11 protein-coding genes are annotated in these 12,642 nt (G+C 49.0%); 4 read left to right on the top strand and 7 right to left on the bottom strand.

What is annotated here, in order from left to right:
* Window positions 1-51 precede the first annotated feature (51 nt).
* The 3 genes from CSQ88_RS12130 to CSQ88_RS12120 all read left to right on the top strand — a co-directional run bounded on the left by CSQ88_RS12130 (window position 52) and on the right by CSQ88_RS12120 (window position 3,445).
* Window positions 52-1,287: an MFS transporter gene (locus CSQ88_RS12130; RefSeq protein ID WP_099398359.1), complete on the top strand. Its 1,236-nt coding sequence runs from the start codon at window positions 52-54 to the stop codon at window positions 1,285-1,287.
* The gene (gene mnmC / locus CSQ88_RS12125) at window positions 1,287-2,999 is read left to right on the top strand and encodes an FAD-dependent 5-carboxymethylaminomethyl-2-thiouridine(34) oxidoreductase MnmC (protein ID WP_099398358.1); all 1,713 of its coding nucleotides are present in this window, start codon (window positions 1,287-1,289) and stop codon (window positions 2,997-2,999) included. The genes CSQ88_RS12130 and mnmC overlap by 1 nt, the downstream gene beginning before the upstream one ends.
* Window positions 3,000-3,157: 158 nt before the next feature.
* The gene (locus CSQ88_RS12120; RefSeq protein ID WP_099398357.1) at window positions 3,158-3,445 is read left to right on the top strand and encodes a hypothetical protein; all 288 of its coding nucleotides are present in this window, start codon (window positions 3,158-3,160) and stop codon (window positions 3,443-3,445) included.
* Here CSQ88_RS12120 and CSQ88_RS12115 read toward each other — a convergent pair.
* From CSQ88_RS12115 to CSQ88_RS12090, 6 genes are all read right to left on the bottom strand, one after another.
* Window positions 3,437-4,894, bottom strand: a complete 1,458-nt coding sequence (locus CSQ88_RS12115; RefSeq protein ID WP_099398356.1) for a PLP-dependent aminotransferase family protein — start codon at window positions 4,892-4,894, stop codon at window positions 3,437-3,439. The genes CSQ88_RS12120 and CSQ88_RS12115 overlap by 9 nt on opposite strands.
* An 87-nt stretch (window positions 4,895-4,981) precedes the next feature.
* Window positions 4,982-5,299, bottom strand: coding sequence for a cell division protein FtsB (ftsB, locus tag CSQ88_RS12110; RefSeq protein ID WP_099398355.1), 318 nt, complete (start codon window positions 5,297-5,299; stop codon window positions 4,982-4,984).
* A gap of 70 nt (window positions 5,300-5,369) precedes the next feature.
* The gene (gene eno / locus CSQ88_RS12105) at window positions 5,370-6,665 is read right to left on the bottom strand and encodes a phosphopyruvate hydratase (RefSeq protein WP_099398354.1); all 1,296 of its coding nucleotides are present in this window, start codon (window positions 6,663-6,665) and stop codon (window positions 5,370-5,372) included.
* 356 nt (window positions 6,666-7,021) lie between these two features.
* Window positions 7,022-7,861 (bottom strand): 3-deoxy-8-phosphooctulonate synthase, encoded by an 840-nt coding sequence (kdsA, locus tag CSQ88_RS12100; protein WP_099398353.1) that lies wholly within the window; start codon window positions 7,859-7,861, stop codon window positions 7,022-7,024.
* Between the two features lie 82 nt (window positions 7,862-7,943).
* The gene (locus CSQ88_RS12095) at window positions 7,944-9,596 is read right to left on the bottom strand and encodes a CTP synthase (RefSeq protein WP_099398352.1); all 1,653 of its coding nucleotides are present in this window, start codon (window positions 9,594-9,596) and stop codon (window positions 7,944-7,946) included.
* A 221-nt stretch (window positions 9,597-9,817) separates the two neighbouring features.
* Window positions 9,818-10,699, bottom strand: a complete 882-nt coding sequence (locus CSQ88_RS12090) for an SDR family NAD(P)-dependent oxidoreductase (protein WP_257212578.1) — start codon at window positions 10,697-10,699, stop codon at window positions 9,818-9,820.
* A gap of 301 nt (window positions 10,700-11,000) precedes the next feature.
* Here CSQ88_RS12090 and phbB point away from each other — a divergent pair, with 301 nt between their 5' ends.
* Window positions 11,001-11,735, top strand: coding sequence for an acetoacetyl-CoA reductase (phbB, locus tag CSQ88_RS12085; protein ID WP_099398351.1), 735 nt, complete (start codon window positions 11,001-11,003; stop codon window positions 11,733-11,735).
* A 223-nt stretch (window positions 11,736-11,958) separates the two neighbouring features.
* On the opposite strand, the gene CSQ88_RS12080 is transcribed toward phbB, so the two are convergent.
* Complete coding sequence (locus CSQ88_RS12080; RefSeq protein ID WP_257212581.1) at window positions 11,959-12,528, bottom strand: integron integrase; 570 nt, start codon at window positions 12,526-12,528, stop codon at window positions 11,959-11,961.
* Window positions 12,529-12,642 lie beyond the last annotated feature (114 nt).

Raw genomic sequence — 12,642 nt, 5'->3', positions numbered from 1 at the left:
TATGCCAAACACGACAAAATACTTGGTTAATCATCGCCCTGCTTACATTTCATGCCCGCATCTCCCGCCCTTATTACGCAGCTCACTTGGCGTACCCTGCTTTTGCCGCTGGCATTAGTATTATTTGAATTCTCTACCTATATCGCTAACGATATGATTTTGCCGGGCATGCTGGCGGTGACGCACGAATTTAACGCGGGCCCACAGTGGATACCCACCTCGATGACCGCTTATCTGGTTGGCGGAGCCTCATTGCAATGGCTGCTGGGCCCGCTGTCCGACCGGATAGGCCGCAGGCCGGTGATGCTGACAGGGGTGATGTTTTTTATTTGTATGTGCTTACTCACCCTGCTGAATCGCACGATCGAGCAATTTATTGTGCTGCGGGTTTTTCAGGGCGTAGGCATGTGTTTTATTGGTGCAGTGGGCTATGCACTGGTACAAGAATCCTTCGACGAAAAAACCGCCATTAAAGTAACAGCACTGATGGCCAATGTGGCAATGATCGCCCCTTTGCTTGGCCCTCTTGCGGGCGCAATCATGATTGAATTTGCGCCATGGCGGATGATTTTTGTTTTAATTGCGGCAGTGTCTTTTGTTGCTTTTGTTGGCCTCTGGCACGCCATGCCAACGGTGACACCCGCCAAGGCCAATACACCGTTCACTTTGAATGCGGTCTGGCAGGATTACAGAAAAGTTTTTGGCAATACGCATTTTTTAACCGGCGCATTAGCGATGGGCCTATGCAGCGTCCCCCTGCTGACCTGGATTGGCATTTCGCCCGTTATCCTGATTAAAGACGCGGGCCTTTCCCCAATTGAATTTGGCTACTGGCAAATGCCTGTGTTTGGTGCGTTGATTATTGGCAACTTCACGCTGGCTAAATTAAGCAATTATTTACCCGTGCGGCGCATGATTGGCCTTGGTTTGATTCCACAGCTGTTTGGGCTGGGATTTTGCTTTATTAGTATGATGATCGCCCCTGGCCACTATATTTCATTGGTGATTGGTATTAGCTTCTATGCTTTTGGCTGCGGGCTTGTGAACGCCGGCTTATTCAGGCTGGTGCTTTTTTCCAGTAACGTCAGCAAGGGCACGGTCGCCGCCGCATTCGGCATGATCACCATGGGCGTTTACTCGCTGGGTATTGAAGGCATCAAGGCAGGACATTTACTGGCAGGTAACCGCTTTTTTGCTACCGCCCTGCTGATGGTGGGTGCGGTATTTGTGATCGCACTCAAACGCTTTATGGATAAACATCAGCGCATTGAGGCGCTTAAAGCCTGATGCCTGTACTTCACCCTTTTTTAGCCCGCCATCAATTGCCAGACCGCTGGCAAAATAAAGATCGCTTTGTCATGCTGCAATTTGATTTTGCAGATGGTGCGGGCTTTTTGCAGGCCTGGCAGGCGTGGCGGCAAGACCCAAAGCGCAGCCAGCGCTTTTATTACTTTGCCATGATTAATACAGCCAGCTTGGCGGCCTGCCCGCTGCCGGAGCTGGCCGCTTTACATGATGAATTAGTCAGTAAATGGCCCGCTTTACCGCGTGGCTTTCAGCGAATTCATTTAGAAGACGGCGCACTGATTCTTACGCTGATGTGGGGCGAGCCACTGGCCCAGCTTCGCAGCCTGAGCGCCACTCTGGATGCGGCCGATATCAACACGCCTGATCTGAGTACCGCACACTACAAAGCCCTTTGGCGCTTATCGGGCGCGGCCACACGCGTGGTCACCCGCGAAAAATCCGGAGAGGCGCATTTAAAAAGCGCAGGCTATCTGCTGCAGGATTGGGGGGACTATCAGGCGGGTCTGTGCACGCGCCCGCCCTTTGATAAAACGCCAAAGCACCCTCACCACGCCATGATTATTGGCGCGGGGCTTGCCGGAACCAGCATTGCTGCGCGGCTGGCGGCTCGTGGCTGGAAAATCGATATCCTGGAAGCACAAGGCGAAATCGCCACACAATCATCGGGCAACCACGCGGGTTTATTCCACCCCAGCGCCAGCCGGGATGACAATATCCCTGCCCGCCTAAGCCGTGCAGGCTGTGCAGAAACTAAAGCGCACCTGACGCAATTAAAAAACGCAGGGCTGGATGTTTTCTTTGGTAGCGATGGTATTTTGCAAATTGCCAAAGACGATACGCAAGCCATGCTGATGCAGGAAATAGCCAGGGATTTACCTGAAAAAGTATTAAGCTGGATAACTCAAGACGCCGCTGCCAACCTGCTGGGCGAGTGCCCAAATCACGGTGGATGGTGGTTCCCCAAGGGGGGCTGGGCTAATCCTGCCAGCGTATGCCGCGCCAATCTGGCGCAATGGCCAGCGCAGATACAGCTGCGCTGCAACAGCCATGTGGAACAGCTGATACACACAACCGAAGGGTGGCAGGCTTTGGATCAGCATGGCGGCGTTTTGGCTGCGGCGCCGGTTTTAATTATCGCCAATGCCACCGAAGCCCTGAAGCTGCTTCCGGAACTTGAATTGCCGCTGAGTAAAACATTGCGCAGCACGACGCTGATTCCCGCATCTGCAACGCCGCGCCACAGCCTTACTGGCTCGGGCTACATCACCCCCGCTTTTCAGGGCTATCGCTGCATTGGTGCCGCCGAAGTTAAAAATGATGATTTAGCCTCTGCAGAGCAGTCCAATCTATCTGAGCTGCAATCCTTGCTGCCTGCCTTTGCACCCCGCCAGAGTGCAGGCAGCCGCGCCTGCTACCGCCCAAACAGCCTGGATCGCCTGCCGCTTGCCGGTGCCCTGCCGGATCCGCAGAGTATTAGCGGGGCCATACACCAGCTTCATCAAATCCCCAGATTAAATGGCGCATATTGCTTGTTAGGCCTCGGCTCCAGGGGGCTGAGCTGGGCGCTGATTGCGGCTGAAACACTGGCTTGTCAGCTTCATCATGACCCGGCCCCCATCGAGGCAGACTTACAACAAGCCATTGATCCGGCGCGGTTTATATTACGAAAATACCGCCAGAGCAAGCAATAACAAACAAGTTGTCTGACGAAAGAGGACAAAAACACTCAAATTTTTGCTGATTGTTATCAAACATTACCGGATGTATCCGTTCGGCGGATTTAGCCCCATTCAGCCCTTACACGTCAGCTTTGCGCTCTATTCTGCAAATACAGAGTAGGAGTTTGATCATGCGCAAACATTTTTATTCAGCACTGCTTGGCTTAAGCCTTATCCACCCTTTTGCACTTGCCGATATCAACGATATTCTTGGCTTGCAACAAGCAATCAACGCTTTTTGCGGCGCAAAAATGAATGTGATTTTGGTCGATGAATCACATAGCAATCCGCCTTGCATCTTAAGCTACTCTGATGGCTGTGAAGAAACACAGCCTGATTCGCCCCAAAGCTGCCAGGTTGTTATGAGAGATCAGGAAGACAAAGCAGCTGAGGGCAAAGTGGTCAGTGTTTCATGGTAAAACCGGGCCAATTTGCTGCTGTATCAGCTCGCCCAAGCGCTCAATTGCCCGCTCATGCCGCTCGCTCCAAGTTTCGTTGCAGCAAATCCTTAAGCAATGCCCGTAGCTGTGGCTTGGGGAAAACAAAGAGCCAGGGGTGAAGCTTATCCCCTCTTTCAGTGCCTGCTGTAAAAGCAGCAGCGTATTCACCGCAGCATTCAGCTCCACCCAAAACACATAGCCGCCTTGTGGCACGTAGAGCCGAGTATCTGCAGGAAATGAACGCTCAATGGCCGCAACCGCATACCCCACCTGCTCATGACATGCACGGCGCAAGCGGCGTAAATGATGATCGTAGCCCCCGCTTTCTAAAAACCGGGCAATCGTTCTTTGCAGCGGCATGGCATTGGAAAAAGTATTAATAAACTTCAGCTGCTCTATTTTCTGATGGTGTTTTCCAGCCACCACCCAGCCAATTCTGAACCCTGGCGCAACTGTTTTAGTGAAAGACGAAATCAGCATGACATTGCCTTCTTTATCAAAGGCTTTTGCTGGCCTCGGGCGCTCACCTTTGTAATAGAATTCGCCGTATAAATCGTCTTCAATAAGTGGAATATGCCGCTCTGCCAGCAATTCAACCAGCCGTTTTTTATTTTCATCAGGCATTAAGCTGCCCAATGGATTAGAGAAATTAGGCAGTAATACGCAAGCTTTTACTTTGTCATTGCGCGTGGCAAATTCCAGCGCTTCAATGGATATACCTGTTTGCGGATGAGTGGGTATTTCCAGCGCTTTAAGCTGAAAACTTTCTAATATTTGCAGTAAACCGAAATAAGCAGGTGATTCAATGGCCACCACATCACCCGGCTGGGTCACTGCTCTTAAACATAAATTAAGTGCTTCGATTGCGCCTTGTGTGATCAGTATTTCATCCGCCTCAAATTGCCCACCCCAATTTAAAGAGCGGCGTGCAATCTGGCGGCGCAATTCCACATCGCCTGCCGGGCGGCCGTAATCGGCAATTAAATCAGGATCTTGCCGGGTGACTTGCGCCAGCAAACGCTGCAATTGCTGATTAGGAAATAATGCAGGGGCTAAAATAGCAAAACCAAAATCAATTTTAATATCGTGCAGGCGCGCTAAAGTGGCAGGCAGCCACATAGGATCAATCACCACATCACTTGGGGATTGAGGGGGCTGAGTTAGCTCCGGGGAAAACAAAGCGGTGGGTTTACTGCGAACGTAAAAGCCGGATTGAGGCCGCACTTCAATCAGAGCGCGGTCTTCCAGTTCCCGGTAGGCTTCCATAACAGTGGACAAGCTAACCTGTCTTTGCGACGACAATTTGCGGATAGAAGGGAGTTTCTCCCCGGCCTGCAAAACACCTGTAGCAATTGCATGGGCAATCTCGCCCGCCAATTGAAAATACAATGTGTCTGCCTTGCGCCTTGCAACGGGAACCTCTGTCATATACACCCCCTTTTTGTTTCACTATACCTGAGTGAAGCCATTACAGTTAAAAATTTAACCATAAATTAAGAAAGTGTAATGGAGAGATTACTTCGTGACAGGAGAGGGAGTTGTTGCCGTTAAGGCGGGGTGGTCTTTATCCAATACCTGAAAAAACACTTCGTCCTGCCGAATCATGCCCAGCTCATTGCGGCCCCGCTCTTCAATCGCATCTGATCCGGTTTTTAAATCGCGCACATCCGCATCCAGAGTATCATTGCGCTCTTTTAATTTTTCATTATGTAGTTTTTTTTCTACTAACTGATGATCCAGTTGCCATACACGCAACCAGCTCCCCTTACCGACCCAAAGAGGCCATTGCAGGGCTGCAATCATAATAGAAAAGATAATAGCAAGAAGGCGCATAGTTCATTCTGTATAGAAGAAAACCGGAGCCTGATGGCTCCGGTTCGGTATATTACTCTATCTTTTGCAATTACTTATTGATTTGGTAAAAAGCATCTTTACCTGGGTAAACCGCTGCTTCACCCAATTCTTCTTCAATACGAATCAGCTGATTGTATTTAGCAATACGATCAGAACGGCTTAATGAGCCAGTTTTGATTTGCATGCAGTTAGTTGCAACAGCCAGATCTGCAATCGTTGCATCTTCGGTTTCACCTGAACGATGGCTCATTACGGATGTGTAGCCATTGCGTTTAGCCAGATCAACTGCAGCCAGTGTTTCGGACAGCGAACCAATTTGGTTAACCTTGATCAGGATGGAGTTACAAACGCCTAAGCGAATCCCTTCAGCCAGAATCTTGGTGTTGGTAACAAACAAATCATCACCCACGATTTGTACACGTTTACCAAGGCGGTCGGTCAGTACTTTCCAGCCTGCCCAGTCGCGCTCGCCCATACCATCTTCGATCGAGATAATTGGGAATTTATTGACCAGGCTTTCCAGGTAATCCACTTGCTCTTCGGAAGTCAGTGCACGTTTATCGCTTTTCTTGTAAACATACTTGCCGGTTTCTTTATCAAAGAACTCAGAAGCAGCGCAATCCAGAGCGATGCAGAAATCAGTGCCAGCTTTGTAGCCTGCTTTTTCAATAGCAGACATGATCATTTCCAATGCTTCTTCAGCATTGGCTACATCCGGAGCAAAACCACCTTCATCACCAACTTGGGTAGGCATACCCTTGTCGTGCAGGATTTTTTTCAGGTTGTGGAATACTTCTGCACCGTAACGCAGTGCTTCACGGAAAGTTGGCGCGCCAACAGGAACAATCATCAACTCCTGGAAATCCAGGCTGTTAGATGCGTGCTCACCGCCGTTTACCACATTCATCATTGGTACTGGCAGGCTCATCGGGCCTGAACCACCGATGTAACGGTAAAGTGGCAGGCCTGCTTCTTCAGCAGCCGCTTTAGCAACAGCCATCGATACCGCCAGGATTGCATTTGCGCCTAGGTTACGTTTGTCGTCAGTACCATCTAAATCGATCATGGTTTTGTCGATAAACGCCTGATCAGCTGCATCCAGACCAATAATGGCTTCACAGATTTCGGTGTTGATGTTTTCAACAGCCTTCAGTACACCCTTACCCAGGTAACGGGCTTTATCACCATCACGCAGCTCAAGCGCTTCGCGCTCACCTGTGGATGCGCCAGACGGCACTGCAGCACGGCCCATCACGCCGGATTCCAGCAATACATCGGCTTCTACAGTTGGATTGCCGCGTGAATCAAGAATTTCGCGGGCGATTACTTCAACAATTGCGCTCATATTTCAAACACCTATATGGAGGGTTGGTCTGAAGACTAGCTTGCCGGAATAGTCCGGCACTAAAAATACACACTCTTTATGACAGTGAGTGTTCAATCAATAAGTGTGCCTTAACAGCACAGTCAGTGTCTTTGAGTACGATCAGCAAATCTGTGATTCTCATCGCTAACACGCCATCAATACCTAAGATGGCAGGCTATCTCAGATCACAAAATGTACTTTTACTACATAAACAGCAATTTCAACAAGGACGCTACGCGTTTTTGCGTGCCAATAAGCCACAAATCCTACAAATACCATGAAATATTCTTTCATAGATGCAAATGGCCAGACTATCTGGCCATTTGCAAACTATTTTACAAACTGTGTTCAATAAAAGAATGACCCTTTACTGCGCGATCAATATCTTTTAACACCATCAGCAATTCTTTCATTCGGGCCAAGGGCCAGGCGTTAGGGCCATCAGACAATGCTTTTGACGGGTCCGGATGGGTTTCCATAAATAAGCCGGAAATCCCCGCTGCCACCGCAGCACGCGCCAATACCGGCACGAATTCACGCTGGCCACCAGAGCGATCGCCCTGCCCGCCCGGCTGTTGTACCGAGTGCGTTGCATCAAAAACAATCGGGCAGCCGGTTTCACGCATAATCGCTAAACCACGCATATCACTTACCAGCGTGTTATAGCCAAAAGATGCACCACGCTCGCATACCATCAGATTATCCAGCCCGCCGTTTGCATCGCGCGCCTTATTAATCACATTTACCATATCACCGGGGGCCATAAACTGGCCTTTTTTGATATTAACCGGCTTGCCTGTAGCGCACACTGCGTGAATAAAATCAGTCTGACGCGCTAAAAAGGCAGGGGTTTGCAATACATCAACTACGCTGGCCACAATCGGCGCTTCGGCTTCAGTATGCACATCGGTAATTACCGGAACGCCAATCTGTTTTTTAACTTCAGACAAAATACGCAGGCCTTCATCGATTCCCAAACCACGGAATGATTTGCCAGAACTGCGATTTGCTTTATCAAAACTCGATTTATAGATAAAAGGAATGCCCAGCGCATCGGCCATTTCTTTTAATTGACCTGCTGTATCCAGCGCCATTTGCTCGCTTTCAATCACACAGGTGCCGGCGATCAAAAAGAAAGGTTGATCGATACCGACTTCAAAGCCACATAATTTCATTTTTCGCTCCGTGAGGAGTGAGGAGTAAGGTGTAAGGTGAGAGGGAGTTCCTCCTGGCCCCTCACACCTACCCCTCACGGTTTTAGCAGCTCAGACCTTCACGACCCTGCTCTTTGGCGTACGATAGTGCCGCTTCGATATAGGAAGTGAACAGCGGATGACCATCACGCGGTGTTGACGTGAATTCAGGGTGGAACTGACAAGCAAAGAACCAGCGATGACCATTTAATTCAATGGTTTCAACCAATTGTTCTGTGCCTGTTGATTTACCACTGATGGTCAGGCCTGCCGCTTCTAAGCGTGGTAGGTAATAGTTGTTTACTTCATAGCGGTGACGATGGCGCTCGGTAATCGTTGATGCACCATATACACGTGCAGCCAATGAATCTTCACCCAGACGGCACTCTTGTGCACCCAGACGCATCGTGCCGCCCAGATTAGAATTCGCATCGCGTGTTTCAATCCTGCCGTCGTGGTTTACCCACTCATTAATCAGCGCAACAACAGGGAATTCAGTATCCAGATCGAATTCAGTTGAATTGGCGCCTTTCATGCCGGCTACATCACGTGCGTATTCAATCAGCGCAATTTGCATGCCCAAGCAAATACCGAGGTAAGGTACATTGTTTTCACGCGCATATTTCACAGCCAGAATCTTGCCTTCCACACCGCGCTTACCAAAGCCGCCCGGCACCAGAATGGCATCCATATCTTTCAGGCTGTCTGTGCCATTTTTTTCAAGCTCTTCAGAATCCATATAATGAATCTGAACTTTACTTGTGGTGTGCACACCGGCATGGATCAGTGCTTCAGACAAGGATTTGTAAGATTCTGTCAGATCAACATACTTACCTACCATCGCAATATTAACAGTGCGTGTAGGGTTGTTTAAGCCGTAAACAATCTTATCCCAAGCAGATAAATCAGCCTTAGGTGCATCAATTTGCAGCAATTCGCACGCAATATCATCAATACCCTGGGCATGCAGCATGCCCGGCACCTGATAAATACTGCCTGCGTCGTAGCAGGCAATCACGGCGTTTTCTTCTACATTACAGAACAGTGCCAGCTTACGGCGTTCTTCATCCGGTAACTCTCTGTCCATACGGCACAGCAAGATATCAGGCTGAATACCGATCTGACGCAATTCTCTTACGCTGTGCTGAGTTGGCTTAGTCTTGATTTCGCCAGCAGTGGCCAAGTAAGGCACATACGACAAATGAACGTAGAGTGTGTTTTTGCGGCCAAGGTTAGAGCGCATTTGACGAATCGCTTCAAGAAACGGCAGTGATTCGATATCACCCACAGTACCGCCGATTTCTACAATCGCCACATCAACTTCGCCCGCGCCTTCTTTCACCTTCATTTTGATTTCGTCGGTGATGTGCGGAATCACTTGCACCGTGCCACCCAGGTAATCGCCACGGCGCTCCTTAGTGATCACGGATTCATAGATTTGTCCGGTCGTGAAATTATTAGATTTACGCATCTTAGAGCGAATAAAACGCTCATAGTGGCCGAGATCCAGATCGGTTTCAGCGCCGTCTTCGGTTACGAAAACTTCGCCATGCTGAAATGGGCTCATTGTGCCCGGATCAACGTTGATATACGGATCGAGCTTCATCATCGTGACTTTAAGGCCACGCGATTCAAGAATAGCAGCCAGCGACGCAGCGGCGATGCCCTTGCCCAGTGAGGAAACAACACCACCGGTTACGAAAATAAACTTGGTCATGGCATGAATAGCAGGTTGGAATTCGCTATTTTACCCGATAGGGAGAAGCGGCTCAATTCTCGACAAGAGCCTGACTTTGTGCGTCCATCAAAAAAAAGACCCATTATTTTCTCCAAACAGGATTGACTCGTCGCTAAACCAAGCAAAAACACCGCTTCCGCGTCTGTTTTACGCTTTTTTGCGCTAAAAATTAAAAATCAAGTGCAGAAATCACACGTCATTTAGGAGCGGCCATAACTGCATCCGGGCTCATCACCCGATGCTTTTAATAAAATATAATCCAGTAAACGGCCCGGTAAGATTTTTTTAAGCAGCCAGAACACTTTTGTTGGCGTAGTTATTTGGTAGCGGGCAGACGGGCGGCGGGCACTCAGTACCTTTAACACAACAGCCAGCACCGCTTCGGCGGGCAGAGTAAAGGGCGCGGCAGGCCCCACTTTCGCCAGCCGCGCCTGCATGGCCAGATACGAAGGCTGATGAAAGCTTTTATCCGCACTAATCCAGCGCATAAATTGCTGCTGGGCATTGGCCCTGAAGCGGCTGGTAATTGGGCCGGGCTGCAAAAGTACAGTATGAATATGACTGCCCATCATTTCTTGCCGCAGCGTATCTGCAAACCCTTCTAATGCAAATTTACTCGCGTTATAAGCACCACGGTAAGGCATGGCCGCAAAACCGAGTACTGATCCATTAAAAATAATGCGCCCGTGCCCCTGCTGGCGCATCACCGGCAAAACGGCATTTGTCAGCTCTATTGCTCCAAATACATTGGTTTCAAACTGATGACGCATCGCCTCCCGGCTAAGGTCTTCCACCGCGCCCGGCACACCAAAACCTGCATTATTAAATAATGCATCAATACGCCCGCCGGTTTTTTTAAGCAGTGCCGCCACAGCATTTTGTATTGAAGCCGAATCGGCAACATCAAGCTGTAAAGCCTCAAAACCCTCGGCCTTCAGCTGCTCCACATCTGCATCCGCCCGGGCTGTTGCAAAAACACGCCACCCACTGGCCTTTAGCCCATGGGCCGTTACATAGCCAATTCCACTTGAACAGCCTGTAATTAAGATCACGCCAACCGCCACAGCAGCCATCCTTTTCATTTGAGCCGCGCAATATTGCGCCAATAAATTTCAACAACCAACAATTAAACTTGTAAATATCTTAAGTGCTTAAAATAAAGCTAAACATTCAAAGAAAAATCACATTTAGAATTGATTAATGCAAATTTCATAAAATACAAATACTTATGCAACACAAGCTTGTTTTTATGGCTAGAAAAAACTAGTAATACAATTCACACACACCTTACAACAAAACATGCTTTGCTTATACGTACAAACAATGTAAGATTTTTAACGGCTTCTACACAAACATTCACACAAGCAAAGAAAGGGAGAGTCTATGAAAAAAATCGCACTCGTCACTGGTGGCATGGGTGGTATCGGTTCTGCTATTTGCAAGGCACTCGCAGATAGCGGCTTTAATGTTGTAGCGACTTACTCTAAGGCAGGCAGAGAGCTGCAATGGCTGGCAGACATGAAAGCATCGGGCTATCTTTTTAGCGCTTATGAGTGTGATGTCACTGATTATGACGCCTGCGTTCGCATGGCTGAAAAAATCAATGAAGAAATCGGCCCTGTTGATGTATTAGTAAACAATGCAGGCATTACCCGTGACGCCACGTTCAAACGCATGGGCAAGCTGGATTGGGACAGCGTGATCAGCACTAATCTTAATTCGCTGTTTAATGTATCCAAGCAGTTTATTGATGCCATGGTAGAGCGTAACTGGGGCCGTGTTATTAATATCTCTTCCATTAACGGCCAGAAAGGCCAGTTTGGCCAAACCAATTACTCCGCAGCAAAAGCGGGTGTACACGGGTTTAGTATGGCTTTAGCGCAAGAAGTTGCAAAAAAAGGCGTTACAGTTAATACCATCTCACCGGGCTATATCGCTACAGACATGGTCATGGCTGTTCCTGAAGATGTGCGCAACAAGATTATTGCCGGCATCCCTGTTAATCGTCTTGGTACACCGGAAGAAATTGCAGGCTTAGTCAGCTACCTTGCTTCTGACTTATCCGGCTTTATGACCGGCGCCAATATCGCCATCAATGGTGGCCAGCACACTTGCTGATGAAATAAAACCTTATCCGCCAATAGCGGCAAGGCGGGTTAATGATACGGAGGCCACACCCTCTTATCATTAACCTGCCTTTTTTCTTGCCTGCCAAACCCTGCACCATCGCCTTCAACACGAAACCTTATTCGTTAAAGCACCTTCTGAATCTTGCTCATTAACGAGCTGCAAACTCTTATTTAACCGGATTGAAAGACGTCCTTTAATTTAAGAATGCCACTTAAGAAACGCCGTACCTATCCAGCGGGCTTTGCACCCCCATGCCACCCCGATTTAAAACATGTGTGTAAATCATCGTGGTGCGTACATCGTTGTGCCCCAGCAGCTCCTGCACAGTACGAATATCGTAGCCCGCCTCTAATAAATGGGTAGCAAAAGAATGGCGCAATGCATGTGGCGTAGCCAGCTTTGGGATGCCCGTTGCCTGCAGCGCCTGCTTCATGGCCCGCTGCATGCCCTTTTCATCCAAATGATGCCGCCGGATCAGCCCCGAGCGCGGATCAGCACTGCGCTGAGCCGAAGGGAAAATATATTGCCAGGCCCATTCCCGACTGGCATTCGGATATTTTTGAGCAAGGGCAAACGGCAGATAAACCTCGCCCCAGCCTTGCGCCAAATCGGCGTCATGCAGCGCTTTTGCATATGCCATTTGCGCTTGCAAAGCCGTGATGATATTCGCAGGCAGCATGGTCACGCGGTCTTTATCGCCCTTGCCCGAACGCACCACAATTTCATGCCGTAAAAAATCAACATCCTTAACGCGTAAGCGCAAGCCCTCCCCCTGTGTCAGGATAGTTGAGATACTCCCTTTTCAGGGATTCCAACTTACTCAGGGGGCTGGTTACTTATCATGTCGCGTATTCCCAAGGCTCGTAAAGATGCCATTTTAAGCAAAATGCTTGCT

Origin of the sequence: Iodobacter sp. BJB302 (assembly GCF_002735645.1) — a bacterium.
In the GTDB taxonomy this organism is placed as follows: domain Bacteria; phylum Pseudomonadota; class Gammaproteobacteria; order Burkholderiales; family Chitinibacteraceae; genus Iodobacter.
Note: the sequence above shows the minus strand (reverse complement) of the source record. Positions and strands in the feature narration are given on the sequence as shown.

Excerpts from the sequence above, each read along its gene's own strand:
- CSQ88_RS12130 (WP_099398359.1), top strand. The coding sequence starts at position 52 with ATGCCCGCATCTCCCGCCCTTATTACGCAGCTCACTTGGCGTACCCTG.
- mnmC (WP_099398358.1), top strand. The coding sequence starts at position 1,287 with ATGCCTGTACTTCACCCTTTTTTAGCCCGCCATCAATTGCCAGACCGC.
- CSQ88_RS12120 (WP_099398357.1), top strand. The coding sequence starts at position 3,158 with ATGCGCAAACATTTTTATTCAGCACTGCTTGGCTTAAGCCTTATCCAC.
- CSQ88_RS12115 (WP_099398356.1), bottom strand. The coding sequence starts at position 4,894 with ATGACAGAGGTTCCCGTTGCAAGGCGCAAGGCAGACACATTGTATTTT.
- ftsB (WP_099398355.1), bottom strand. The coding sequence starts at position 5,299 with ATGCGCCTTCTTGCTATTATCTTTTCTATTATGATTGCAGCCCTGCAA.
- eno (WP_099398354.1), bottom strand. The coding sequence starts at position 6,665 with ATGAGCGCAATTGTTGAAGTAATCGCCCGCGAAATTCTTGATTCACGC.
- kdsA (WP_099398353.1), bottom strand. The coding sequence starts at position 7,861 with ATGAAATTATGTGGCTTTGAAGTCGGTATCGATCAACCTTTCTTTTTG.
- CSQ88_RS12095 (WP_099398352.1), bottom strand. The coding sequence starts at position 9,596 with ATGACCAAGTTTATTTTCGTAACCGGTGGTGTTGTTTCCTCACTGGGC.
- CSQ88_RS12090 (WP_257212578.1), bottom strand. The coding sequence starts at position 10,699 with ATGAAAAGGATGGCTGCTGTGGCGGTTGGCGTGATCTTAATTACAGGC.
- phbB (WP_099398351.1), top strand. The coding sequence starts at position 11,001 with ATGAAAAAAATCGCACTCGTCACTGGTGGCATGGGTGGTATCGGTTCT.